The sequence below is a fragment of the Pseudomonas sp. B14(2022) genome (assembly GCF_012030485.1).
In the GTDB taxonomy this organism is placed as follows: Bacteria; Pseudomonadota; Gammaproteobacteria; order Pseudomonadales; family Pseudomonadaceae; genus Aquipseudomonas.
Map to the genome: position 1 here is coordinate 19,983 of NZ_JAAUVM010000003.1, position 23,548 is coordinate 43,530.

The 23,548-nt window shown below is 54.4% G+C and carries 23 protein-coding genes, 4 tRNA genes and 1 riboswitch; of the genes, 8 read left to right on the plus strand and 19 right to left on the minus strand.

The features are described 5' to 3' along the window. Positions 1-125: 125 nt before the first annotated feature. Positions 126-833, minus strand: a complete 708-nt coding sequence (locus tag HCF10_RS05855) for a hypothetical protein (RefSeq protein WP_167655057.1) — start codon at positions 831-833, stop codon at positions 126-128. 667 nt (positions 834-1,500) lie between these two features. On the opposite strand from HCF10_RS05855, the gene HCF10_RS05860 reads away from it, so the two are divergent. Beyond that, positions 1,501-1,914: a hypothetical protein gene (locus HCF10_RS05860; protein WP_167655058.1), complete on the plus strand. Its 414-nt coding sequence runs from the start codon at positions 1,501-1,503 to the stop codon at positions 1,912-1,914. Between the two features lie 92 nt (positions 1,915-2,006). On the opposite strand, the gene HCF10_RS05865 is transcribed toward HCF10_RS05860, so the two are convergent. After that, the gene (locus HCF10_RS05865; protein ID WP_167655059.1) at positions 2,007-2,777 is read right to left on the minus strand and encodes a hypothetical protein; all 771 of its coding nucleotides are present in this window, start codon (positions 2,775-2,777) and stop codon (positions 2,007-2,009) included. 372 nt (positions 2,778-3,149) lie between these two features. Between HCF10_RS05865 and HCF10_RS05870 the strand changes: the two genes are divergently transcribed. Beyond that, positions 3,150-3,428 (plus strand): hypothetical protein, encoded by a 279-nt coding sequence (locus HCF10_RS05870; protein WP_205885535.1) that lies wholly within the window; start codon positions 3,150-3,152, stop codon positions 3,426-3,428. A 94-nt stretch (positions 3,429-3,522) separates the two neighbouring features. Here the strand turns inward: HCF10_RS05870 and HCF10_RS05875 are convergent, their stop codons facing one another. After that, positions 3,523-4,962: a hypothetical protein gene (locus HCF10_RS05875; protein ID WP_167655060.1), complete on the minus strand. Its 1,440-nt coding sequence runs from the start codon at positions 4,960-4,962 to the stop codon at positions 3,523-3,525. Beyond that, a complete protein-coding gene (locus tag HCF10_RS05880) occupies positions 4,959-5,945 on the minus strand; it encodes a nucleoid-associated protein (protein WP_032894897.1) in 987 nt (328 codons plus the stop codon). Before HCF10_RS05880 ends, HCF10_RS05875 begins: the two co-directional genes overlap by 4 nt. Positions 5,946-6,268: 323 nt before the next feature. On the opposite strand from HCF10_RS05880, the gene HCF10_RS05885 reads away from it, so the two are divergent. Next, positions 6,269-6,898 (plus strand): hypothetical protein, encoded by a 630-nt coding sequence (locus HCF10_RS05885; protein WP_167655061.1) that lies wholly within the window; start codon positions 6,269-6,271, stop codon positions 6,896-6,898. A 740-nt stretch (positions 6,899-7,638) separates the two neighbouring features. Here HCF10_RS05885 and HCF10_RS05890 read toward each other — a convergent pair. The 3 genes from HCF10_RS05890 to HCF10_RS05900 form a co-directional block, all read right to left on the minus strand. Next, positions 7,639-8,022 carry a hypothetical protein gene (locus HCF10_RS05890; protein ID WP_167655062.1) on the minus strand — a complete coding sequence of 128 codons (384 nt, stop codon included), beginning with the start codon at positions 8,020-8,022 and terminating at the stop codon, positions 7,639-7,641. A 90-nt stretch (positions 8,023-8,112) separates the two neighbouring features. After that, positions 8,113-8,403 (minus strand): hypothetical protein, encoded by a 291-nt coding sequence (locus HCF10_RS05895; RefSeq protein WP_223816899.1) that lies wholly within the window; start codon positions 8,401-8,403, stop codon positions 8,113-8,115. A gap of 210 nt (positions 8,404-8,613) precedes the next feature. Beyond that, positions 8,614-9,009 carry a DUF6957 family protein gene (locus HCF10_RS05900; RefSeq protein ID WP_337782111.1) on the minus strand — a complete coding sequence of 132 codons (396 nt, stop codon included), beginning with the start codon at positions 9,007-9,009 and terminating at the stop codon, positions 8,614-8,616. A 186-nt stretch (positions 9,010-9,195) separates the two neighbouring features. Between HCF10_RS05900 and HCF10_RS05905 the strand changes: the two genes are divergently transcribed. Next, positions 9,196-9,693, plus strand: coding sequence for a helix-turn-helix domain-containing protein (locus HCF10_RS05905; RefSeq protein WP_167655065.1), 498 nt, complete (start codon positions 9,196-9,198; stop codon positions 9,691-9,693). A gap of 338 nt (positions 9,694-10,031) precedes the next feature. Here HCF10_RS05905 and HCF10_RS05910 read toward each other — a convergent pair. After that, positions 10,032-10,103, minus strand: a tRNA-Arg gene (locus HCF10_RS05910). Positions 10,104-10,652: 549 nt separating this feature from the next. On the opposite strand from HCF10_RS05910, the gene HCF10_RS05915 reads away from it, so the two are divergent. From HCF10_RS05915 to HCF10_RS05925, 3 genes are all read left to right on the plus strand, one after another. Beyond that, entirely contained in the window at positions 10,653-10,883 is a 231-nt protein-coding gene (locus HCF10_RS05915) for a hypothetical protein (protein ID WP_145338712.1), read from the plus strand. An 11-nt stretch (positions 10,884-10,894) separates the two neighbouring features. Further along, positions 10,895-11,074 carry a PA3371 family protein gene (locus tag HCF10_RS05920; RefSeq protein WP_131697786.1) on the plus strand — a complete coding sequence of 60 codons (180 nt, stop codon included), beginning with the start codon at positions 10,895-10,897 and terminating at the stop codon, positions 11,072-11,074. A gap of 393 nt (positions 11,075-11,467) precedes the next feature. Then, positions 11,468-11,794: an Arc family DNA-binding protein gene (locus HCF10_RS05925; protein ID WP_003175643.1), complete on the plus strand. Its 327-nt coding sequence runs from the start codon at positions 11,468-11,470 to the stop codon at positions 11,792-11,794. Positions 11,795-11,982: 188 nt separating this feature from the next. Here the strand turns inward: HCF10_RS05925 and mgtE are convergent, their stop codons facing one another. The 8 genes from mgtE to ltaE all read right to left on the minus strand — a co-directional run bounded on the left by mgtE (position 11,983) and on the right by ltaE (position 19,721). Continuing rightward, positions 11,983-13,425, minus strand: coding sequence for a magnesium transporter (gene mgtE / locus HCF10_RS05930; RefSeq protein ID WP_065926188.1), 1,443 nt, complete (start codon positions 13,423-13,425; stop codon positions 11,983-11,985). Between the two features lie 340 nt (positions 13,426-13,765). Then, positions 13,766-13,842, minus strand: a tRNA-Arg gene (locus HCF10_RS05935). A 72-nt stretch (positions 13,843-13,914) separates the two neighbouring features. Further along, positions 13,915-13,991: transfer RNA gene (locus HCF10_RS05940), tRNA-Arg, on the minus strand. Positions 13,992-14,099: 108 nt separating this feature from the next. Next, a tRNA-Ser gene (locus HCF10_RS05945) sits at positions 14,100-14,190 on the minus strand. Between the two features lie 62 nt (positions 14,191-14,252). Then, the gene (csrA, locus tag HCF10_RS05950) at positions 14,253-14,441 is read right to left on the minus strand and encodes a carbon storage regulator CsrA (protein WP_003175645.1); all 189 of its coding nucleotides are present in this window, start codon (positions 14,439-14,441) and stop codon (positions 14,253-14,255) included. 174 nt (positions 14,442-14,615) lie between these two features. Then, the gene (locus HCF10_RS05955) at positions 14,616-15,857 is read right to left on the minus strand and encodes an aspartate kinase (RefSeq protein WP_131697788.1); all 1,242 of its coding nucleotides are present in this window, start codon (positions 15,855-15,857) and stop codon (positions 14,616-14,618) included. A gap of 94 nt (positions 15,858-15,951) precedes the next feature. Then, positions 15,952-18,570: an alanine--tRNA ligase gene (alaS, locus tag HCF10_RS05960; protein WP_167655066.1), complete on the minus strand. Its 2,619-nt coding sequence runs from the start codon at positions 18,568-18,570 to the stop codon at positions 15,952-15,954. Between the two features lie 146 nt (positions 18,571-18,716). Continuing rightward, positions 18,717-19,721 (minus strand): low-specificity L-threonine aldolase, encoded by a 1,005-nt coding sequence (gene ltaE, locus HCF10_RS05965; protein WP_167655067.1) that lies wholly within the window; start codon positions 19,719-19,721, stop codon positions 18,717-18,719. 191 nt (positions 19,722-19,912) lie between these two features. Continuing rightward, positions 19,913-20,082, plus strand: a riboswitch (FMN riboswitch). A gap of 114 nt (positions 20,083-20,196) precedes the next feature. Between ltaE and HCF10_RS05970 the strand changes: the two genes are divergently transcribed. Next, complete coding sequence (locus tag HCF10_RS05970; protein ID WP_065926190.1) at positions 20,197-20,706, plus strand: 6,7-dimethyl-8-ribityllumazine synthase; 510 nt, start codon at positions 20,197-20,199, stop codon at positions 20,704-20,706. Between the two features lie 132 nt (positions 20,707-20,838). Here the strand turns inward: HCF10_RS05970 and astE are convergent, their stop codons facing one another. From astE to astB, 3 genes are read right to left on the minus strand one after another with little or no spacing between them, the layout of a single operon-like run. After that, positions 20,839-21,843: a succinylglutamate desuccinylase gene (gene astE / locus HCF10_RS05975; RefSeq protein ID WP_131697791.1), complete on the minus strand. Its 1,005-nt coding sequence runs from the start codon at positions 21,841-21,843 to the stop codon at positions 20,839-20,841. A gap of 11 nt (positions 21,844-21,854) precedes the next feature. Beyond that, a complete protein-coding gene (locus HCF10_RS05980; protein ID WP_053140059.1) occupies positions 21,855-22,145 on the minus strand; it encodes a hypothetical protein in 291 nt (96 codons plus the stop codon). A gap of 37 nt (positions 22,146-22,182) precedes the next feature. Then, on the minus strand, positions 22,183-23,529 hold the full coding sequence (gene astB, locus HCF10_RS05985; protein WP_167655068.1) for an N-succinylarginine dihydrolase: 1,347 nt from the start codon (positions 23,527-23,529) through the stop codon (positions 22,183-22,185). Positions 23,530-23,548: the final 19 nt, after the last annotated feature.

Below are 23,548 nucleotides of genomic sequence, written 5' to 3' on the forward strand. Positions count from 1 at the left end.
TCACATCTGGATAGAGGACAAATAGCTCAGGCAGTTCTATGCCAACTCAGAGGCGGGGCCAAGTGACAATTCATGAAACACGATCATCAGCCGAATGTCGGCTGATGATCGTGCTTAGTAGCATCCTATTCGATATTTTCCCCACCCATGCTCCCGTGATAACGATGAGCAGAAGCTCGGGCCGGATGGAAAGTAGGCTGAGTAGAAACGACAGCACGCTCTAGTTTCGAATAGGCCACATCACAGTTAGCAAGCAGGTACTCGCCTCCGATGTCAGCTTTACCATCATCGCGACGCGCGTATATAGCCACAGCTGACCAAGCATGCCAGGTCTTACGCTCACGCCAAAAATCCGAGGAATAATCGGTATCTTCTTCTTCGACTATTTCGCAGCGAGCCCGAACCTTTGCATGAACTTTTTGCATGATCGGGTTTTCATCCAGCTCGCGCAAAAAGTGCTTCGCCGCGTGAGGATCAAGGTGATCGGAGAGGAAATCCCCTTCATTTGTATAGACCTTTGCCGGTAATGCTTCTGCCAATTGGCTAGAAAGAATCTCTACGTACCGCCGAGCGTTTCTTTTTGAAGCGCTATTGGCATCAAGCAAGCCAACTGCTCGACGCGTCGCAGCAAATTCATCAAGAATGACTGCGGCGTCAGGCCTTTTAATAGCCGCCTCCAGGTCTGGAAGCATCGGTTTCATCAGGCGGTAATGCTCATACGCCAGTGACGATGCTGCGATCTCAAGAAACTCCGAGCGTGAGAGATCGTTCAAGCCCTGGGATTGGGCCTGTTTGTGGGCAAGGAATACGGAAGTGGAAAGGAAATTGCTCATGATAAACGCCTCAAGATTATTGACATGTGGGACATCTACATCGATGGCAACGATTTCCCGCATCAACTCAAGAGGTTGTCTGCACTGGAGGGGTGTAGCTGTCTGCCTTTTTTAGTCGTTGCGTCTGCGGCGGGCGCCGATCAAGCAGCGCTTACTTTGCCTAGCGACATTTCTTTTGTCCACCCCAGCTAGAGCAATTTCTAAAAAACCTTCATTGGCGCCTCACATCGCGCTGGTTGCTGAAAGCTCTCAATCCCAATCGTCACGCTCCTCGTGACTTTGAGACCACCAATAAAAGCTCCTGCAAAGCGCGAACCTTTAGGAACCAGAGACATGTCATCTCACGTAGTCCAGCGCGTTAGGCAAACGGAGCGCGTAGGCCGCCCGGCCGAAGACATGAGGATGGAAGCTCTAGGGCAAAGACCTTCAGGAGCCTGGGTCATGACAGCCGTTCCCGAGTGGCGCGCTATGAGTTCATTCCGTCATTCAACAATCCACTCAGAGCTCATTACCCAAACCACAATCATCGATATCCAATACGAGATCTCTCTGAACATCTTAACAATTAGATATTGTGCATAAGAACGCTCAACCTTCAGAGTATAGAAATGCCCTCCCAACTTTTTAGATCAAAAGCAGCATTTATAACTAAGAGACTTTAGCACCCATGAAAAAAAACCACCCTATTCTCCCCAACATCAAGCTAAGAAAATACTCTACGGCAGAAATGCGCTTACCTAGCTTTGACTCACCTGCAGTATGGGAAAATGACAGAAACTCATCAGATATCAATGAGTTAACTAACGCGTTTGAATGGTGCTACGCCATCGACGGAATCATTGGACGTGGCAGTTATGAGACTGAAATGGACGCAACAACAGCTGCGGAGCAAGCGCTGTTTCGCGAACACAGCAACCTTACTCAAAAACCCCTAGAATTAGCATTACTAAATAACGACTTCAAAACTGCAATATTTCTGGCTGAAGGGCGGGGATATTGGCGCGGAGTAGCTGACATACAAAAACAAATGAATAACCTTGTCGACAAAATAACCTACTTAGTAGAACCATACCAAAAATAAAGTAGCCCCCAAAGCTCACCAAACCCGCATCAATAGCGTCGAATGATATGCAAAGAGGACTACCAACGCACCCAATACAGATGAATCTATATCTATTTCCTCACTGTATCTTTGGCAGATAAAAAATATGAATTAACGAGACGTAAATACCATGCATCCAGAGTTTCAGCCGTCCGCCGAACATAAACCTCGGAATCACCAGAATAGACCGATCCATTAATCATATATCGCGAGATACGAAAAACAAACCGATTTGGATTGGGAATTACATGATTCAACTTTGTCTTCCAGTCATCATCAGTAATGAAGCAAAAAACCACGATCGTGCTAGCCTTGGAAAGTTCGTAAAGCTTCTTGAAGGTATCTAAATCTGGCTCGTGGGTGCGGATCACCTCAATAATGATATTTGGGCAGCTAGATCTGGGGAAAAACTTGTTTGCATCTCTACCAGCGATATCCGGCTGGATATAGCGCCCGTCACTGAAAGCGACTCTGGCGTCGCCTTCTTTTCCCCAGCGATAATTACTATTTGGCAAGGTGGAGAAAATGACCTGCGTGTGCCGAGCTTTATTTTCATCGAACACATAGACACAAAGATCAATATTATTAGCCGTCCTTAGCTCATTTAGTATTTCATCCACCGATCGGTTATGCGCAGGATGGACTTCACTTGCGCCAACGCGAGAGCCAAAAGATACTGCTCCGATCCTTCGAAAATGAGGACGATTCTGATTCCTAACAGGAACTACAAGCTCATCACTTGCATTGAGTAATGTCTCCGCTCGCATCGCTGGATATAAATTGTTATCTAGGATGTCAGTGTCCAAATACAACGTACCAGTAGTGCTCCCTGTTGCCGACATTCCCTGCTCCTTAATGACTTTACGAAAGATGGCACTATAGCGAGTGTGGATTCAGCTGTCCTCACTAACCCTTTACGGGCTACTAGGTCGGTGAAAGTCAACGCTGACGAATGATGTCAGCATTCACCCATCGGACGAGGGTAGAGCAAGCACTCGAAGGTACCTACTAACATGCCAGTCCGTCTACAGCGACTAAGTGGATCGCAATAGTCCCTCCCGCTGCCTATCGTGAATGCAGGGGAAGAAAGCATGAAATTACTTTTAACTGACGAATGAGATTTATTCCCATAGCATTGCCGCGCGTTTTTTGAATCCTTTCAGAGTGAAAACCCTACAAATAGCGCACCCTACTCAATGGCTACGGATGTCTTCATGCAACTCTTCAGAAGTCTCGTCGCAGGTGCCGGCTTGCTTGTTGCAGGCCAGTCGATAGCTAATGCCACGACCTACCCTATGACCATTACCGATGTTGCCAATCGCCAAGTAGAGATCGCGCACGAGCCTAAGCGCATCGTCCTTCAGGATGGTCGTGACCTCTTCACCTTGGCCCTGCTTGACCGCCAGGATTTGGGTACATTACGGGCGAGCAACGGAATGCGGACAGTGATGGCTATAGCCTCTGCCTCAGCCAGACTATCTTCTGATGCGTAAGCAAGCCCCTGACGGTTCCTGGCATAGCTTCTAAATATCTGTGCAGCAACACTGCTGCCACAAAGAGTTAATCGTAGTTGTATTTATAGTTTTATTAAAAAAAGGCGGTGATGTAGTTCCACGCGTAGAAAAAATAATAATCGATGTGATTCGCTACAAAGCTAGGCGCCGCAAGCGATAGGAAGTAGTGGACAATGGCTGCGTATAGACAGAAGCACACAGCCCAAGCAAGCCAGTAAACAGTGCGTCCGGACGATATAGGTTTTTCAACCAAGCGCTTCCAGTCGTCGGCAGACATAAAGTTGTAGATCTTCTTCCGCCATCCTTCTCTACTGCTGTCAGCAAGACTGTTAAAACGCAAGGTTGATAGAGTGTTGATAACCATGCTCAATATGAGAAGTACAGAAACGCCTAGATACAGAATCGTGGTAGCTGTATCCGCTACGCCTGTAGTCGCTATCGGAGTCTTCAGAGCTAAGACAACACCCGCCACCGCGAAATCACGCCAGAGAGCTGATATTAAATCCCTTGTCGCGGTTTGTGTCTTATTAACCTCGTCCTGCAAACCCTTGCGCAGATCCCCCAGGCTTTTGACAGCCTCCTTGCTCTGATCCTGGAGATGAAAGGCGAACGCTTCCTTGGCCCCCGAGAGGCTATTTTTCAAGAGTGGCGTTGAGCCAGAGGGCCACGTCGTCCCACTGTTCCAGTTGATAGCAATGTGGTTATTGAAAAGTTGGAATTTCGTTTCAGACTCCCTAGGGGTGGAGTAAATCCACTGGCAGGTGTCGTGAATTGTTTCAAAATTGATATCAGCCCAGTTAATAGGCTGGTCTATAGCTATGGGGAGTGAGCGCCCGCCTCGAAATATTACATGAGTCTCATCATCTTCCTTGCGAATCTCGGCTGGCAAGCAAAAGGAAAGCTTTTCCACCGCCACGCGTTTCCAGGCTGTAAAAGGTTCGCTTTCAGTAATTGGCTCAGCGGTTAGCAGCCATGGCTCAAGCGACGGTGGGGTAAGGGAGTGGGTAAGATCCCGTACCATTTTCCAAGGCTTTTCAGGATGTTGAGTGGCGGCAGGTAAACTTTTATCTCCACCCATTTCTTTAACTAGAAACTGATGAGTGGAAAACTCAAAGGTTTCACCTGCAACCCATACACACATTTTTTTCTGTGAGGTCTGTGCTGAGAATTGATTTGTTCTCAGCCAGTTTTCGAAACCTCTTAAAGTGAGGAAATAACACCAACCATCATCCGCTGGCTTCTCCAAGATTAGTGTTAGTCTGTCATTTTCTACATCCTCCAAATCTAAATCCTTGATCTCGATGCTGTCGGAAACCTCTCCAAAAAGCTCTATCGTTCCGATGCCATCAGAACAAACACGCTGGGCAAGATCTTTCAACTCTCGAACAAACTCAGAAGATATAACGCTTATTTCATCAATTCGAACAATATGCGCAGTCTCAATCTGCGCAGAACCGCCCGACGCCGCAAGTCGCTCAAAGAAGCTGCGAAGTTCCAGCGCTAGCTGTTTCATGATTCACGCAAGCGACTTGTACGAATAGTAATGACAGTTTCATCCTTTCCGTTTTCGATAGTTAAGCTTCCCTTTGCCCGTGCAGGCATATTGATGGTGATGCCTTCGCTTGTTACGTATTTCTTTGCCTCATTGGTAGGTAACTCTTCCTCATCATAGGAGAACACCTCACCAGTCAAATTTAGGCTTTCTAATTCTTTGTCGAAGGTCGCCCGAATTTCATCTTGGCCATTGATGCCAAAAAAATCTGTGAAGAATTCGTCGACTTCAAAGTCTTTACGCTTTTTCGCAATCTCAACGACTTTCTCAGCGACTTTTGATGTGATAGCAGGCGGTAGATCACCCAAGTGTGTCCTTACAGTTTTTTTGATTGCCTTAACCAAATCTACCGTCATTTCCTTTGAATTCCGGAGACGCTCTACACCCAGGAATTCCTTGAAGAAGTCACTGATTCCTGAGCGGCTCATTTTATCAATGATCACTACTTCTGAGTCTTTGGAATCCAAATCAATAAGCGCTGATTTCTGCAACGCTTTTGGTGATTCAGTAAAGTTGTTAGTAACTGCCTGAAGAATTGCCTGGGCGCCCTTGGTTTCAAATGTGACAACTTTTTCAGAGTCATACTTGATTAAAGAATAAAACTTTTTAGCGCCTGTAACCAAGCCAATTACAATCAACACGCCTGACTTCATCCGTTTATCGCCAAGGCGGTGAAATTGTCGCGCCAAGCTCTTGGAGATATCGACAAAATTCGACTCACCCTTCTCCCAGCTATTCAATTTGGCCTTTACTTGAGATATTTCAGCGAAAGAAAATTTATTGCCCTTGAGGGTTTCTTTGATGCGGTCAATGAAGAACGGCTCGAAGGTGCTCAAGGGAGTATCGTCAAAAAGTATCGGATCATCAGCTCGATGATGCACCACGTGAAAAATGAAGTTCTCGATTTTCAGGGCTTCTATTTCTTTATCGGTAAGAGTGGCCAAGTTAAATCCTCTTCCTTGCTGGTGGCGACATGACATTAAGCATTGATCTAAGCACCTTTCCAGCGTTATGCCAGCGCCCTCCGCTGGGCATAACATGATTACTGTATGAATATACACCTATAAGGAGCGATTGGCTTCCGTATGCCCCATCCAGGATCACCTGTCCGATGGAAGGATCTCTGGTCAGCGTGTTCAAGCGGGCATGAAATCGGAGCGCCTGGCTTACTTTTTTTAGCTTCTTTTTTGCTTTTTTAAAAAAGCACCAATTGATTTTATTTTTATACCATGGGATGCTTTAATACATCTAACAGGAGATCCATCCCATGAACGACATTATTTCGCTCATCGAAAACGCCGCGAAGACGAAGAACGACCTAGCGTCCGCATCTATCCGCATGCCCAAGGAGCTTTACTCCTTCATCGAAGGTTTAGCTGATCAGCTTGATCTGAGTCGCCAGGAGACAATGCTTAAACTGCTTGAGAAGGGGGTTGAAGCCGCTAAGGTTGCTCTTAAGCTTGATGACGAAGAGCAAGCGGCGGTAGACATCGAGTCACTCGAACCATCGAGCTTCCACCTTCTAAATACGAACAAGCGTCACTCATTGGAAGACCATGACCGCATGCTCAACGAGGGTAGCGCAGCAGCCTTTTATAGCCCCTGGAAGCACAACATTGACCGTATACAGAAAGGTGATGTGGTCTTCTTGTACGAGAATGGCAAAGGAATCGTCGCATTCGGCCAAGGCACTGGTGAAACTGAAAAGCGTGAGCATCACGGCTATCTCGAAGAGTGCCACTTTCAACGACTGATGGATTTCACCATCCTGGACAAGCCAATTTCAGCCGCTGAGATCAAGAAAACGGTGCAGAAAAACGTCGTATTCTTGCGCACCATGTCCCCCATGCCCGATGGCAAGTTGCTGCTGGATCTCATCCAGAAGCGTTCTGCGTGAAGTCTCCTCGGGCTTAATATAAAACACGGTACTCTGCCCCCGATTGATGCGGCGTCAAAATACAAAGCCTCTAGCGCAGTAATACGCAGGTGAGGCTTGCTTCTACAATCATCGAGATAACGCCGCACGTTGTGGCCAAAGGTGCGAGCAGAGCGCTCCGGCCAGACGGGCCAAAGGCTTGAGGATGTAAGCCCGGAGGGCCAAAACCTGGCGCAGTCAGGGTTTGGTTCACGCCAGCCGTACCCCGGAGGGGTCAAGCCCAAAGCAGAAGCAATGTGAACTGCTGCCTCACTCCCTTTTTAAGGGCTAAATATCATTGACTGTAGAATTTACATTGGGCTACGGAATTACAAGGAAGCGAGACATACTCACCATCGCTGAAAGGGTCTAGTAAAGATGGACGCATACCAGCGCCGCCGACGTTTCCAACTTTGGCTGGGCTCATTTCCAATTTTAGTGGGCTTTACCGTTCTAATTCTTGCGATGATTCTGGCGGGCAAAGGGGCCACGGTAACCCCTCAAGAACCCGATGGGGTGAGCTTGAGTCAGCAAACGAAGTCTGCCTCTCAAAATACCAACCAGAAAACATCAATTCTGGCAGTGTCCCCAATAGCAAGTGTCCCGATGCTGCAGGCTCAGTAGCTCATCCCAACGCATGCCTCGGAAACACGTCGGTAAACGTCCGGCGAAGCCATCTACGCTCTAAACTCCGCAATTAGCGCTTTCCCTCCACTCTAAAATCACTGCAGCACTCGCGGGGTTATGTGATGCTGCCCTTGTGAGAGACGCAGGAAGTCACGAAGACTGGCACGCCCATTACCCCTTTGAAACGTCGCTAGTACGTACCGCGAGTTCTCCGTCGTCATCACCCAAAACCTCCCCTCGCGTTCGACTTTCAACACGTCAGAAGTCCTGATCAGGTGACCATCTCCATACCGCCCGTACTGGTCTTTGCGCTTGTGGCCAAAAACAACACCGATGCCTGCACGAGCCCTGATAAAAACACCGCAGAGATAGGCGGTCACTGGCACATCGAAGCCTTGCTCCTGAGCTTTTATAATTCGCTTGAGATCAAAATCTGTATGGCGTTTGCCGTGAAAATTCACATCTATCGTGTCGAGCATCACTGCCCTCCGGCTGCGTTCTGTATGGAGATATCAGGAATTGCACACGCAACCAGGCGCGTTGGTATCGTGGGGGATTACTGGCAAATTTCAGGCTGATCGAATCATGCTTGAGAGAAAGACGGGCCTCAGGTTAGCCAGCGCTTCAATCTTGAAGTCTCGCTGGTGTGAGGTGTGATACACCGCCCCCTTAGCCACTTCCAACAAGCAAACCTCAGAACCAGACCTGTCCTCACCTACGGTTACTCTGGTTAACCGCTCCATCTGCCAGCCTCCGGACTTATTCATCCAAGATGGCGTCACAGCCATAATCTCGGTGATAGCTAAATCCGCACCTTGGCTTACCAACATTTTTTGAAGCTGGTGGGTGTCGTCAATCATCACCGCGCACTCGCTGGGCCGACCCTCGTTTTCGACGCTAAGGGTTAAGTGATACCAAGGCGTTCGGAGCAGCCTTGAGACTCCGCGCCAATGGGACAAGCCCTTCCCGAACATTCCTGGGACGCCTATCAGGTCGTTGTCTAAGGTTCTGAACATGTGTCGCCTCAAGCTACTGGAGCACGTCAGTTGCCCAGCAGAACTGGTGGGTAATCAGAAAAGGGAAAATATCGCTTCGATAGAAGCAGACTTACGATGGCCTGGCCCGAGCAAAACGTAGACGGAGTTGCGTGTTTCGAATAGGTAGCCTTCTTTGAAAGCGGTACCCATGCTTGAGCGCACCCAATGACCTGGTTCGAAACGCCGCTGCTCATCGTCCACAACTTTGTGGGCAAACATAAACATTGGTTGGCAGCCTGCGGCGGCTACTTTAGCTCGCTCTTCGTCGGTGATGATGGCGTCTAGGATGATCCACTCCTCGACGGCGCATAGGGGCATCCATTTGTAGCGCTTTCTGGCTGCCTCCAAAGCGTCATCGAGATTCAGCTCAGTGCCCATCAGGCTAGCGCCAGGATCGCCCAGCAGACTGTCTTGAATGGGACTATCCACGTCCACCTCCCCTCTCGCTGTATTTTTCATAAATTGTCAGACCCCTAGCGCCGCCTACTCACCCCAAATGGAGGCTCTGATCTCAGAAAGCGGGAGTGGAGCTGCCATGACATATACAATAATACCTCATATTGATGTTTATCGGAAACCCCGTGGTATGGCTATATCCTGACTTTTGGCCAATCCATGCACCTCAAAATTGCCCTAGCCGGCGCCCTAAGGGCTCTTAGGCTGAATCGCCGCTTTCGGTATGAAAAGCTTTCTGACGCCAGCGCGAGATCGAAAATTAGCGCTCTAGAGCGTGGACAAACGAGTATTACGCTCGAAAAATTCGAAAGTTTGGCTGAAGCGCTCGAGATTGACCCGCTTGCACTGATGGCTTTGTGCATGTCTGCACGCCTTGGCACGCCCTACCCTCGTCTCATAGAAGAGGCACTAGAGCAGCTTCGAGCATTTGAAGCTGAAGGGGGCATAGGACTGCTAGCAGAGCAATTCGCGGATGGAGCGCTGATTCAGCGTACGCGTGGAAAACCTCAGAAAATTGAAAACCTTGAGGCCGTCAGGAAGCTCAAGGCGGAAGGTATGACACAAGCGCAGATCGCTCAGGAATTGGGTTTCTCCCCTAGCGTCGTCAACCGTCACTGGAAGCGGATTTTGAGCCAAGAGCAGCAGGTTAATCGATAGGCGTGAAGGAGTGTCGCATTTCGATCATTTACAACTAGCCTCTACCAGTCATACGCGCCCAACAATGGTTGGCTTGCTAACTTAACGAATCTTGCGGAAACCTCTAACGCGAAAATTTCAATTTCACCTGCGCCCATGGAGTCGAGCAAATGCTCATTTTCAGGAACTAGGGATTTGACGAGAGGCGAGTTAAGGGAGGGCTTTAGGCAATTTGGCGAGACGGCGAATCATGTCATGACACAAACAGATAAATCACGGGCTGGCTAGACCAAGCGGTCGGGGGATGGCTCTCATCTGAGAAAAACCATAAAAAACAGCTAGCTACTGAAGCGAGGATATGTCCCCTGCAGGAATCGAACCTGCACCTAGCCCTTAGGAGGGGCTCGTTCTATCCGTTGAACTAAGAGGACACGACAGCAGAATTTTCCTTCACATTTGCTTCAAAAACAAGATGAGCGGCAATGCTCACCAATGCGCAGCAAGCTCAGATAGATACTAACGGAACTAGGCTGAACTCCCCCAGCAGCAGGGGTTGATGCTCTCCCTTCAATGTGCAGCAGATTTTTGTCCTGATAAGAACTGCCAACCTTCCCCTTAGGAGGGGGATGCTCTATCCAATTGAGCTACTGAGACAAATGACAGCCATCAGGCCAAGTGGACTGCGACAGACGGCGTGCATGTTAACGGCCGAAGTGGTTTTTGTCATGTCGTCCGTGGGCTTTTTGAGTGTAGGCCGAGCCTTACCGGAGCGATCGCGGTTTCGCCCCGCAAATACGGGCACTTGGCCTGATCGTGCAAAATGCAACCCTCCAAAATGCCAGCATTGCAAATTGCAATCACCCGCCCCATCAAATCAAACTCAAACCATTGATTTAATTGGATTAATACATTGGCACGACACCTGCAACAGTTCTCCTGCAAGCCCCATCCAGCCAAGGCATTAAACGGAGAACATGACCATGAACAGTGCCCTTCTGTTAGCTCTCAACACCGTCGCCCTGGCTGCACTGGTGATGTTCCACTTTCAATCGACTGGCAGCAACGACCCCGCTCAGATCAGCCAGCAGGCAGTCCCCCACCACTTGCAACAACGCCCGCAACTGGCCGTGATGACACCGAACGCACAAGCACCAATACGCCTGACTCAAGGCACCCAGGCCGAGCCTGCACCTGAACACTGGGTTTTCTAAGGACACTGATCATGAGCAAATTTGCCTGGCTATTTCTGTGCCTGACCATCGCCACTGGCATTCTGGGCCTGAGTGCAAGCTCTCAGGAGGGGCAAACCAGCGCATTCGTTACTGCCGGTGTTTTCGCAAGCCTGCTTCTGCTGACGCTTGTCATGGGTCGCCGAATCAAATTTGACCCGGTTGTACGCTGACCCCTCCCTTCTCTGCTCTCCCCCTACCTTATGTCGCTTCGTCCTAGTAAATCGGCAAATTGCCACTAGTCTTAAAATGAAGGGCAAAAGGCCACTTTGCTATAGGATGTGCGGCCTCAAACCCTGTGGTGGCCTGGACTTAAGGGAAGTTCCCTCGTGGAATCACTCGTGGAAAAGTTTTCCAACCAGTCCGCAAAAATGCAAATGAGTGCTGGCATAAAGCCTTCAGGCAGTTCAATATTTGTCACAGAATTGACGCCAAGGAACTGGCAAATCTGAGGCATGATGCGGCCTCTTTGCAATTCGGGTTGAACTTTGGTCGTGAGTCTTGTCTTAACACTCATCTTGCGGCCAATTCCAATAACCGCTCCCCTGAACTAACCGGTTAAATATATGCGCCCATTGAAACAGGCAATTTATTCCAGCCGTACGGCTGACAAGTTCGTCGTACGTCTGCCAGACGGAATGCGGGAACGCATTGCCGAGGTGGCTCGCAATCATCACCGCAGCATGAACTCCGAAATCATCGCGCGCCTGGAGCAGAGCCTTATTCAGGAAGGTGCGTTGGGTGACGAGCTGAGCATGCGTCTGGACAGCCCCGAGCTGTCGTTGCACGAACGCGAACTGCTGCAGCGTTTTCGTCAGCTCTCCCACCGCCAGCAAAATGCCCTTGTCTCGCTTATCGCGCACGACGTCGAGGCGGCCGCAGAAGCCAATTGATCTGCAACTGAAAGCCGAAGCCAGCCATGTGCTGGCTTTTTTTTGCCTGGGATTTATAGAGGGCCCGAGATGTTTATCACGTAGCAGCTGGCGAGCCCTGGTGTGGCTGCGTTTGCAGCCTGCCTGACACACCGAAGCCTCGCCAGGGCTCGCCAGCTGCTACGCAGAGGGAGCCCGCGCAAGATAGATCAGAGTAAGAAGATCGTCGCCAAACCGAGGAAGATGAAGAAGCCGCCACTGTCGGTCATGGCCGTAATCATCACGCTGGCGCCCATGGCTGGATCGCGCCCGAGGCGTGCCAGGGTCATGGGGATCAACACGCCCATCAAGGCAGCCAGTAACAGGTTGAGAGTCATGGCGGCGGTCATGACCACACCCAGGGACCAACTGCCGTACAGCAAGTAGGCCACCACGCCAATCACCCCACCCCACACCAGGCCATTGATCAGGCCCACTGCCAACTCTTTGCGCAGCAAGCGCGAAGAGTTAGCGGTACTGACCTGGTCCAGCGCCATGGCGCGCACGATCATGGTGATGGTCTGATTACCCGAGTTACCACCAATGCCAGCCACAATCGGCATCAACGCCGCCAAGGCCACCAGCTTTTCGATGGAACCCTCGAACAGCCCGATCACGCGGGAGGCGATAAACGCGGTAATCAGGTTAACGGCCAGCCAGGCCCAACGGTTATGCAGGGAACGCCAGACTGACGCAAAAATATCTTCCTCTTCACGCAAACCTGCCATGTTGAGGACTTCGGTTTCACTCTCTTCACGAATCAAGTCGACGATTTCGTCGATGGTCAGACGGCCGATCAGCTTGCCGTTCTTGTCGACCACCGGGGCAGAGATCAAGTCGTAACGCTCAAAGGCCTGCGCTGCGTCGTAGGCATCTTCATCCGGGTGAAAGCTCACGGTATCGCTGGCCATCAGGTCAGCAACTTTTTTCTCCGGATCGTTTACCAACAGGCGCTTGATCGGCAGCACGCCCTTGAGAATGCCTTCATAGTCGACCACGAACAGTTTGTCGGTATGACTCGGCAGCTCTTTCAGCCGGCGCAGGTAACGCAAGACCACTTCCAGGCTGACGTCTTCGCGGATGGTGACCATCTCGAAGTCCATCAGCGCACCGACCTGATCCTCGTCATAGGACAACGCGGAGCGCACGCGCTCACGCTGCTGGCCGTCGAGGGCCTCCATCAATTCATGGACAACATCACGCGGCAACTCTGGGGCCAGGTCGGCCAGTTCGTCAGCATCCATCTCCCTGGCGGCCGCCAGGAGCTCGTGATCGTCCATGTCGGCGATCAGGGTTTCACGGACTGAGTCGGATACTTCGAGCAGGATGTCGCCGTCACGGTCAGCCTTGACCAACTGCCACAAGGTCAGTCGATCATCCAGCGGCAAGGCTTCGAGAATGTAGGCAACGTCGGCGGAGTGCAGGTCATCGAGTTTGCGTTGCAACTCGACGAGGTTTTGCCGGTGGACCAGGTTCTCGACGAGGTCGTTATTCGGACCATCCTGGCGGTGCGTGAAATCTTCGACCACACGCTGGCGCTGCAGCAGCTCGATGACTTGAGCCAGGCGATCCTGCAGGCTTTCTTGAGTTTTCTTTACTTCTACTTCGGTCATAGGCGAACTCCACTCCCAGCAGCGGGGCACGCCGGAAGGATCAATCAGTCAATTCATGATTGGTAAAACGGGGTACTGAGTAACTACTGGGTAAGTCCATGGAGGTATTCCACAAGCCCCGGCGGGGCTGACGGGCGCAATGATACACCGTGCGTCCGTTTTTAACGTCAAAAAACTGGAAAGAACAAGCGCTTGCGAGCCAAAGTTGAGTATTGGCCGCACCTATTCAACTGCGACGCCATCACCTGAATGGAAAACACATGAAGGAGGAGAAAAAGATAAAAATCCACACAAGTCCCAGACGGCAAAAAGCCCGCACTAGGCGGGCTTTTTGTTTGTATGGTGCACTCGACAGGATTCGAACCTGTGACCGCTCGGTTCGTAGCCGAGTACTCTATCCAGCTGAGCTACGAGTGCATATTGTGTTTTTAGACCAGATCACAACTGGTTGAAGCCGAGCTACCTGCATTGCTGCAACTAACTCTTAAATGGTGCACTCGACAGGATTCGAACCTGTGACCGCTCGGTTCGTAGCCGAGTACTCTATCCAGCTGAGCTACGAGTGCATTTGTTGCCGCGCATTATAGGCCGTTCAATCTCTATGTAAAGCTATTTTTTCGTTTAATTTCAACAACTTAGCGAAAAAACCAGATTGCAACGTACTAAGCAAATAATGGCGGAGAACGGGGGATTCGAACCCCCGACACCCTTTTGAGGTGTACTCCCTTAGCAGGGGAGCGCCTTCGGCCACTCGGCCAGCTCTCCGCAACACGGGGCGTATATTAACCACGTTCATCCCCGTTTGCAAACATAAAAAACGATAAAAATTAAAGGCTTGGTTCTTCGTCCTTCTCTTTCTTGATACGCAGGTAGATTTCCTCGCGGTGGACCGCTACCTCTTTCGGAGCATTCACCCCAATACGTACTTGATTGCCTTTGACGCCGAGCACGGTCACGGTGATTTCGCCATCACCGATAATCAGGCTTTCTGCGCACCGACGAGTCAGAATCAGCATACCTTTCTCCTCACGCATTTCATTTCAGGAACAACAGTCTGCAAAAAAAAGGCGTTCGACCTACGACTCGATAGCCATAGCCCTAACGGCCTAAGTATTGTCGAACGCACGCAAAAGACCATGCGCCCTACAAAAAATGAAAGGCGCGGTAAACCGCGCCTTCCTGGCATTGCCTCACTCGCCCTGTCGGGCCGGGGCATCCAGCTCAAAAGCGGTATGCAGCGCGCGTACAGCCAGCTCCAGGTACTTCTCTTCGATCACCACCGAGACTTTGATTTCCGAGGTGGAGATCATCTGGATATTGATGCTTTCCTTGGCCAAAGCCCCGAACATACGGCTGGCAACACCGGCATGGGAACGCATGCCCACACCTACAATCGAAACCTTGGCAATCTTGGTATCGCCGACCACTTCACGGGCGCCAATTTCGCTCGCGGTGTTCTCCAGGATTTTCAATGCCGCATCGTACTCGTTGCGGTGCACGGTGAAGGTGAAATCGGTGGTGTTATCGTGCGAAACGTTCTGCACGATCATGTCGACTTCTACATTCGCATCGCTGATAGGGCCCAGAATCTTGAAGGCCACGCCGGGGGTGTCTGGCACGCCACGGATCGTCAGCTTGGCTTCATCGCGATTGAAAGCGATGCCGGAAATGATCGGCTGTTCCATGGATTCCTCTTCATCAATAGTAATGAGGGTGCCCGGACCCTCTTTGAAGCTGTGCAATACGCGCAGCGGAACGTTGTACTTGCCGGCGAACTCCACCGCGCGGATCTGCAACACCTTGGAACCGAGGCTGGCCATTTCCAGCATCTCTTCAAAGGTGATCTTGTCCAGACGCTGGGCCACGGACACCACACGCGGGTCGGTGGTGTAGACGCCGTCCACATCAGTGTAGATCTGGCATTCATCAGCCTTGAGGGCCGCCGCCAGGGCCACGCCGGTGGTATCCGAACCGCCACGCCCGAGGGTGGTGATGTTGCCGTGCTCGTCAACACCCTGGAAGCCCGCTACAACTACCACGCGACCGGCTTTCAGATCACTGCGAATTTTCTGATCGTCAATCTGCAGGATCCGCGCCTTGGTGTGTGCGCTGTCGGTGAGAATGCGCACCTGGCTGCCAGTGTAGGACACCGCCGGCACACCACGCTTGTTCAGCGCCATGGCCAGCAAGGCGATGGTCACCTGCTCACCGGTAGACACGATCACATCCAGCTCACGCGGCAGCGGCTGTTGGTCGCCACTGATTGCCTTGGCCAGTTCGATCAGGCGATTGGTCTCGCCGCTCATGGCCGACAGCACCACGACCAGGTCATCACCGGCATCGCGGAATTTCTTAACCTTGTCGGCCACCTGCTCGATTCTTTCGACAGAACCAACCGAGGTGCCTCCAAATTTCTGTACGATCAAAGCCATTTCCAAGCCGCCTCAGCCCGTAAAGGGGCGCCTAATATCCAATCAACCAGCACAGAACAGCCCGTGACTAGACCACGGACGGGTTAACAGTGCCTTAAATACCTGCCTCGACAAATGGCACGGTCAGGGCCAGGGCCGCATCCAGGGCGCTGGCGTCTACACCACCGCCTTGCGCCATGTCCGGACGACCGCCGCCCTTCCCGCCCACTGCCGCAGCGGCTTGCTTCATCAAATCACCGGCCTTGAGTTGGCCAGTCAGGTCTTTGGTTACACCGGCAACCAGCACGACCTTATCCTCATGGACACTGCCGAGCAGGATCACTGCGCGGCCGAGCTTGTTCTTCAACTGATCGACCAGGGCCAACAGCGCCTTGCCGTCCTGGCCGTCCAGGCGTGCAGCCAGGACTTTCACGTCCTTGACGTCAACGGCCGAAGCCGACAGATCGTCGCCCGCAGCGCTGGCCGCCTTGGCTTGCAATTGCTCCAGCTGTTTCTCCAGCGCGCGATTGCGCTCCAGAACGGCGGACAACTTGTCGATCAGGTTGTCGCGGCTGCCCTTGACCAGGCTGGCCGCTTCCTTGAGTTGTTCTTCAGCCGCATTCAGGTAGGCCAGGGCCGCAGCACCGGTCACCGCTTCAATACGACGTACGCCCGACGCCACGCCACCTTCGCTGATGATTTTCAGCAGGCCGATGTCGCCGGTACGGTTGGCGTGGATACCACCACACAGTTCCACCGAGAAGTTGCCCCCCATGCTCAGTACGCGCACGTTGTCGCCGTACTTCTCGCCGAACAGCGCCATGGCGCCCTTGGCCTTGGCAGTCTCGATGTCGGTTTCTTCGGTTTCTACCGGGGTGTTCTTGCGCACTTGCGCGTTGACGATGTCTTCCAGGGCCTTGATCTGCTCCGGCTTGATCGCTTCGAAGTGACTGAAGTCAAAACGCAGGCGCTGGCTGTCGACCAACGACCCCTTCTGCTGGACGTGCTCGCCGAGCACCTGGCGCAGCGCGGCGTGCAGCAAGTGCGTGGCCGAGTGGTTCAGCGCGGTAGCATGGCGTACGTCAGCGTCGACCTGGGTGTCCACCGGCGCACCGACCGTCAGGTTGCCCAGCACCAGCACACCGTGATGCAGGAACGCACCGCCGGTCTTGGTGGTGTCACGCACCTCGAAACGACCGGAGGTCGAGCTCAGGAAACCACAGTCACCGACCTGGCCACCGGACTCGGCGTAGAACGGCGTCTGGTCCAGGACCACAACCGCTTCTTCGCCTTCGCTCAACACGTCGACCGACTTGCCATCTTTATAAATGGCAACGATCTTGGCCGAGCCCACGGTCGCCTTGTACCCGGTGAACTCGGTGGGCACGTCAACCTTGACCAGGGTGTTGTAGTCCAGGCCAAAGGAACTGGCGGAACGGGCGCGCACGCGCTGGGCTTCCATCTCACGCTCAAACCCGACTTCGTCGACGGTCAGCTCGCGCTCACGGGCGATGTCGGCGGTCAGGTCCATCGGGAAGCCATAGGTGTCGTACAGCTTGAACACGACATCGCCCGGCACCACGGTGCCTTTGAGCTCAGCCAAATCCTGTTCCAGAATCTTCAGGCCGTGCTCCAGGGTCTTGGAGAACTGCTCTTCTTCAGCCTTGAGCACACGCTCGATGTTGTCCTGCTGCTGCTTGAGCTCCGGGAAGGCATCGCCCATCTCGGCAACCAGCGCGGCCACGATCTTGTAGAAGAAGCTGCCGGTGGCGCCCAGCTTATTACCGTGACGGCAGGCGCGACGAATGATGCGACGCAGCACGTAGCCACGGCCTTCGTTGGACGGCAGTACACCGTCGGCGATCAGGAAACCACAGGAACGGATGTGGTCCGACACCACCTTGAGGGACGACTGGCTTTCATTGGCACAGCCAATGGCCGCGGCCGACGCGCTCAGCAGGTTGGTGAACAGGTCGATCTCGTAGTTGGAGTGAACGTGCTGCATTACCGCACTGATCCGCTCCAGGCCCATGCCGGTGTCCACCGACGGCGCTGGCAGCGGATGCAGCACACCATCGGCGGTGCGGTTGAACTGCATGAACACGTTGTTCCAGATCTCGATGTAACGGTCGCCGTCTTCTTCCGGCGAGCCCGGTGGGCCGCCCCAGATGTCGGCGCCGTGATCGTAGAAAATCTCGGTGCATGGGCCGCACGGGCCGGTATCGCCCATGGTCCAGAAGTTATCGGACGCGTAAGGCGCGCCCTTGTTGTCGCCGATGCGAATCATGCGCTCGGCGGGCACCCCGATTTCCTTGGTCCAGATGTCATAGGCTTCGTCGTCCGTCGCGTAGACGGTCACCCAGAGTTTTTCCTTGGGCAGCTTCAGCACGCCGGTCAGGAAGGTCCAGGCGAAGGTAATCGCGTCTTTTTTGAAATAGTCACCAAAGCTGAAGTTACCCAGCATTTCGAAGAACGTGTGGTGGCGGGCGGTGTAGCCGACGTTTTCCAGGTCGCTGTTCTTGCCGCCGGCACGTACGCACTTCTGGCTGCTGGTGGCGCGGGTGTAGGCGCGCTTTTCCTGGCCCAGGAAGCAGTCCTTGAACTGGTTCATCCCCGCGTTAGTGAACAGCAGGGTGGGGTCATTGCCTGGGATCAAGGAGCTGGAGGCGACACGGGTGTGACCTTGCTCTTCGAAGAAGCGAAGGAAGGCTTCACGGATTTCTGCGCTTTTCATTAGGTTCTTCCACGGAGGCTGCGGCCAAAGGCCAGTGCGCAACATCATCAGACGGAGCGACGGCAAAAGGCCGCATTATATCGGCCCTTTGCCGGTGGTACAGCGTGTTTATGCGATAGAGAGGTTCAATTAGACGGTCTGCACGCTCATTTGCGCGAAAAATCGACGAATGCCTCGAGCACTTGCTCAATCTGCGCCCGGCTGACATCCAGGTGAGTCACCATGCGCAGGCGCGGTGCGACGCTCAACTTGATCCCGCGCTCGGCGGCAAACGTCTTCAAGACCTGGGCCTGATCGCCGATCTGCACATAGACCATGTTGGTCTGCACCGGCTCCACCGCGTAACCGGCGTTGCGCAACTCATCGCCCAACCATTGCGCATTGGCATGGTCATCAGCCAGGCGCTGCACCTGGTGATCCAAGGCGTACAGCCCCGCCGCCGCCAGGGAACCGGCCTGGCGCATGCCACCGCCGACCATCTTGCGTAAACGGCGGGCCTTGGCGATCAACGCCGTGGAGCCGCACAGCACCGAGCCGATCGGCGCACCGAGGCCCTTGGACAGGCACACCGACACCGAGTCGAAATGCTGGGCGATCTCCCGCGCATCCACGCCAAGCTTGACCGCCGCGTTGTAGAGTCGCGCGCCATCCAGATGCAGGGCCAGGCCATGCTCGCGGGTAAACGCCCGCGCCTTCGCCAGGTAGTCCAGCGGCAGCACCTTGCCCTGCATGGTGTTTTCCAGGGCCAGCAGGCGGGTGCGGGCGAAGTGGAAATCGTCGGGCTTGATGGCGTCGAGCACCTGATTCAGGTCGAGGGAGCCATCCGCCTGCACGTCCAACGGTTGCGGCTGGATCGAACCCAGCACGGCCGCCCCGCCGCCTTCGTATTTGTAGGTGTGGGCCTGCTGGCCGACGATGTATTCCTCGCCACGCTCACAGTGGGCCATCAGCGCCAGCAGGTTGCTCATGGTGCCGGTGGGCACGAACAGCGCGGCCGCAAAGCCCAGGCGCTTGGCCAGCTCAGCCTCCAGACGGTTGACGCTGGGGTCTTCACCGTAGACGTCATCGCCGCTGACGGCGGTGGCCATGGCGTCGAGCATGCCGGCGGTGGGTTGGGTCACGGTGTCGCTGCGCAGGTCGATCACAGACATGAAACAAGCCTCGAAGGGGTTCATTAAGATTCTTATGAGGATGATTACTGCGGGCAAAGCCGCGGAATATCAAGCCCCGCGCGTTCTCAATCGAATACCAACCAAACAAACCGATATAGCCTATCGATACGGCGCTCGTGCAGTTTATGAAAAACCATGTTAAAAACTCTCCGCCACCAGGGTTCTGGTGGCAACGTTCTCAGGGCGGGGTGCAATTCCCCACCGGCGGTAATTGCACGCAATGTGCATAGCCCGCGAGCGCTTGGCGCCTCGAACTGCTCACGCAGGACGGCGACAAGGTCAGCAGACCCGGTGTGATCCCGGGGCCGACGGTCATAGTCCGGATGAAGAGAGAACGGGATTGGCACCTAAGGGCCGCACGCTGACCTCATGCCTGCATGACTCGGCGGTTCGTACCCTTAAAATCCCATTCGATTCATAACGCCCTGTTTTTTTCTTAAACAGGAGTCAGAACATGCAACCCACCGCAATCGACAGCAAAAGCAAAAACCATCACGGCGAGCGCGTCGCGTTTATCCAGGCCTGCTGGCACAAGGATATTGTCGACCAATCCCGCAAAGGCTTCCTCGCCGAAATGATCGCCCAGGGTTACCAGGAGTCGGACATCGATTTCTTCGAAGTCGGCGGCGCCTTTGAAATGCCCCTGCACGCCAAGCTGCTGGCCAAGACCGGTCGTTACGCCGGTATCGTTGCCGCCGCGCTGGTGGTGGACGGCGGAATCTACCGTCACGAGTTCGTGGCCCAGTCGGTGGTCAGCGGCCTGATGCAGGTGCAGCTGGAAACTGAAGTGCCGGTGTTCTCGGTGTCCCTGACCCCGCATCACTTCCATGCCGGCAGCGAACACACCGCATTCTTCCATGAGCACTTCGTGCACAAGGGCCAGGAAGCTGCGCGTACGTGCGCCGACACCCTGCACAAGGTGCGGGCGATCCGTCGCAGCGAGCCACGGGCTGTAGCCGTCTAAGCAACACCGCAAAACAAAATGTGGGAGGGGGCCTGCCCCCGATGGCGGTGTCTCAGCTCCAGATGAGCTGACTGACACACTGCTATCGGGGGCAAGCCCCCTCCCACATTTGGATCAGGTTAAGGCTCAGATCTACGCCAGCCCGGCCTCTGTGGTCGGCACAATCAATATCCCTGCCCGCAAGCCATTCTTCACCTTCGGGTTGGGGAAGATGATGCGCGCCCCCTCCTCCTCGATCACCCAACGGGTCTTGGCCACGTCTTCGGCCAGCAGATAACCCTTTTCCAATTCCGAAAAGTTTTCCACGTCCGCCGGCAAGTGCAGCAGGAAAGCATCGCTGTGCTTGATGACTTCCCGCGACACGGCGAATAGTTTCAACCCGTCCAGGCTGTCAGTCTCAGGCTCGGTGCCTTCGATGATCTGCTTGAGGCGCAGCTCCAGGCGGGAAACGTTCACGCCCTGGTTCTGCCCAAACGGCCGCGCCTTGCCCAGCTCGAGGGTGAAGGCCTCGGCCTCCAGCTGCTCATAGGTAAACGCGGTGAAGGTGATCGAGCTCTTGTTCTGCAGCAGCACCGCTTGCATGCCGGCAGCGTTCAGGCGCGCCAGTTCATGGCGTGAATGCTGGCGGCCCTCCTTCCAGGGGTACAGCGCAAACTGCTCGATCTTCGAGCCGCGAATGGCGGTGTGCAGGTCGTAATGCAGGCGCGAACGGCCCGGCTGGCTGAAGAAGCTGCGGGCCAGCTGTTCAAGCTCGGCGGCGCGCATGGCTTCGGGGCCGATGTTTTTTTCATGCCGGCCGTTGAACAGCCGGTTGACGTCCAATTCAAGGTAACGCTCACCGCGGCGCATGGCCTCGGGGTTGCCGAACAGGAACAGAATACGGGTACGGGGTTTGATCTCCCCACGGGCGATGCCATGCACCAGGCGGTCGAGCAATTCGATCGGCGCGGTTTCGTTGCCATGGATGCCGGACGACAGCAGCAGGTCGCTGCCATTGTCCGTTGCTTGCGGCGGGCGCACTTCGAGTGCGCCCTCGCTGAGCCAGCGCATCTGCACGCCGTCGACAGTCAGTTGAATTTTTTGCGCCGGTTCGCGACCGGCGAGGGTCAGTTCAAGCAGTTTGCCAAGGGCGAGCATAAGCAGCTTCCTTAGTGGTTGCAGCCTGGGCCGTGGACGTGATCGTCGTCATCACCTTCAACGTCGGCCGGTTCCATTTCCAGTTGCAGGCTCATCAGGTTGGTGGCCAGTGGGCGCATCAACAGGTTGGCGTATTCGGAGTCGCCTTCTTCCACGTCCACACCGATCAGCAGCTGGCCACGGCCGTCGTGCTGGATCCAGATTTCCTTACCCTGCCAGACCACCGCGACGCGGGTGCAGGAGGTTTCCAGCTGGGTGCCGTCGGTGTCTTCAAGGATCAGTTGCAGGGTGTCGGTGGTCATAAATAATTCTCAGCCATAGGGTGTAAAAGAGGTGGCGTTAATTGATCTGGAAAGGATAAACCGAGCCCAGTTTAAGGATTCGCGTCAGTTCATCCAGTGCCGTCCGGCACTCAAGCAGCAATTGCGGGTCAGCCAGGTCGGTTTCGCGCAGGCTGTCGCGGTAGTGCTTGTCGACCCATTGGGTCAGTGTGTCGTACAACGGCGCGGTCATGATAACCCCTGGGTTCACCGCTGCCAGCTCGGTTTCGTTCAGGGCCACGCGCAAGCGCAGGCAGGCCGGGCCGCCGCCGTTCTGCATGCTTTGCTTGAGGTCGAAGACTTTTACTTCGCGGATCAGCCCAGCGGAGGCCGTCAGGCCTTGCAGGTACTGCCACACGCGCTCGTTGGCGCGGCATTCTTCCGGCACGATCAGCAGCATCGAGCCGTCGGCACGGGTCAGCAACTGGCTGTTGAACAGGTAGGAACGTACCGCGTCCTCGACGCTGACCTGGGCACGCGGCACACACACCGACTGGAAGTTGCCGCCCAGCTTGCCCAACTTGCCCTGCAACTCGGCCAGCATCTGTTCGGTATGGAGGAATGCGTCCTCGTGATAGAACAGCACCTCGCCGTTGCCCACCGCGATCACGTCGTTGTGGAACACGCCGGCATCGATCACCGCCGGGTTCTGCTGGGCGTAGACCACGCCTTCATCCTTCAGGCCGTGCAGGCGGGCGACCGCCTGGGAGGCTTCGAGGGTCTGGCGCGCCGGGTACTTCTGCGGGGCCGGGTAACGAGGGTCGAACGCGCTGCGCCCGAACACGAAAAACTCCACGCCCGCTTCGCCATACTCCCGGCAGAAACGCGTGTGGTTGGCCGCGCCTTCGTCGCCGAACTGCGCCACCGCCGGCAACGCGGCGTGATGGGCAAAGTGTTTCTGGTCGGCAAACATCGCCCCCAGCACGCGGCTGGTGGTCGGGTGTTCGATGCTGCGGTGGTATTTGCAGTTGAGGTTGGCGGCGGTGAAATGCACGCGGCCATCTGCCGTGTCGGCGCTGGGGCTGACGGTGGCGGCGTTGGCCACCCACATGCTCGATGCCGAGCAGCTGGCTACCAACAACGGCATGGCCTGCTTGGCCGCCTGCTGGATGACCTGGGCGTCGGTGCCGCTGAAACCGAGGTTGCGCAACGCCGCTACGTCCGGACGCTCCTGGGGCGCGAGCACGCCTTGCACAAAGCCCATGTCCATCAGGGCTTTCATTTTCTGCAGGCCCTGCAACGCCGCTTCCTTGGGGTTGGAATGCTGCTGGCTGTTGCTCTGGGACGCGACGTTGCCGAAGGACAAACCGCCGTAGTTATGGGTCGGCCCCACTAGACCGTCAAAATTGACTTCATAGGATTTCATCGGCGAGGCTCCACGAACA

What these genes read in the sequence shown, in the direction of transcription:
- HCF10_RS05885 (WP_167655061.1), top strand. Translation starts at nt 6,269, where the DNA reads ATGAACGACATTATTTCGCTCATCGAAAACGCCGCGAAGACGAAGAAC.
- HCF10_RS05915 (WP_145338712.1), top strand. Translation starts at nt 10,653, where the DNA reads ATGAACAGTGCCCTTCTGTTAGCTCTCAACACCGTCGCCCTGGCTGCA.
- astE (WP_131697791.1), bottom strand. Translation starts at nt 21,843, where the DNA reads ATGCTCGCCCTTGGCAAACTGCTTGAACTGACCCTCGCCGGTCGCGAA.
- HCF10_RS05955 (WP_131697788.1), bottom strand. Translation starts at nt 15,857, where the DNA reads ATGGCTTTGATCGTACAGAAATTTGGAGGCACCTCGGTTGGTTCTGTC.
- alaS (WP_167655066.1), bottom strand. Translation starts at nt 18,570, where the DNA reads ATGAAAAGCGCAGAAATCCGTGAAGCCTTCCTTCGCTTCTTCGAAGAG.
- HCF10_RS05870 (WP_205885535.1), top strand. Translation starts at nt 3,150, where the DNA reads ATGCAACTCTTCAGAAGTCTCGTCGCAGGTGCCGGCTTGCTTGTTGCA.
- HCF10_RS05970 (WP_065926190.1), top strand. Translation starts at nt 20,197, where the DNA reads ATGCAACCCACCGCAATCGACAGCAAAAGCAAAAACCATCACGGCGAG.
- ltaE (WP_167655067.1), bottom strand. Translation starts at nt 19,721, where the DNA reads ATGTCTGTGATCGACCTGCGCAGCGACACCGTGACCCAACCCACCGCC.
- HCF10_RS05895 (WP_223816899.1), bottom strand. Translation starts at nt 8,403, where the DNA reads ATGATTGACGACACCCACCAGCTTCAAAAAATGTTGGTAAGCCAAGGT.
- HCF10_RS05925 (WP_003175643.1), top strand. Translation starts at nt 11,468, where the DNA reads ATGCGCCCATTGAAACAGGCAATTTATTCCAGCCGTACGGCTGACAAG.
- mgtE (WP_065926188.1), bottom strand. Translation starts at nt 13,425, where the DNA reads ATGACCGAAGTAGAAGTAAAGAAAACTCAAGAAAGCCTGCAGGATCGC.
- HCF10_RS05890 (WP_167655062.1), bottom strand. Translation starts at nt 8,022, where the DNA reads ATGCTCGACACGATAGATGTGAATTTTCACGGCAAACGCCATACAGAT.
- astB (WP_167655068.1), bottom strand. Translation starts at nt 23,529, where the DNA reads ATGAAATCCTATGAAGTCAATTTTGACGGTCTAGTGGGGCCGACCCAT.
- HCF10_RS05920 (WP_131697786.1), top strand. Translation starts at nt 10,895, where the DNA reads ATGAGCAAATTTGCCTGGCTATTTCTGTGCCTGACCATCGCCACTGGC.
- HCF10_RS05855 (WP_167655057.1), bottom strand. Translation starts at nt 833, where the DNA reads ATGAGCAATTTCCTTTCCACTTCCGTATTCCTTGCCCACAAACAGGCC.
- HCF10_RS05905 (WP_167655065.1), top strand. Translation starts at nt 9,196, where the DNA reads ATGCACCTCAAAATTGCCCTAGCCGGCGCCCTAAGGGCTCTTAGGCTG.
- HCF10_RS05980 (WP_053140059.1), bottom strand. Translation starts at nt 22,145, where the DNA reads ATGACCACCGACACCCTGCAACTGATCCTTGAAGACACCGACGGCACC.
- HCF10_RS05865 (WP_167655059.1), bottom strand. Translation starts at nt 2,777, where the DNA reads ATGTCGGCAACAGGGAGCACTACTGGTACGTTGTATTTGGACACTGAC.
- HCF10_RS05875 (WP_167655060.1), bottom strand. Translation starts at nt 4,962, where the DNA reads ATGAAACAGCTAGCGCTGGAACTTCGCAGCTTCTTTGAGCGACTTGCG.
- csrA (WP_003175645.1), bottom strand. Translation starts at nt 14,441, where the DNA reads ATGCTGATTCTGACTCGTCGGTGCGCAGAAAGCCTGATTATCGGTGAT.
- HCF10_RS05860 (WP_167655058.1), top strand. Translation starts at nt 1,501, where the DNA reads ATGAAAAAAAACCACCCTATTCTCCCCAACATCAAGCTAAGAAAATAC.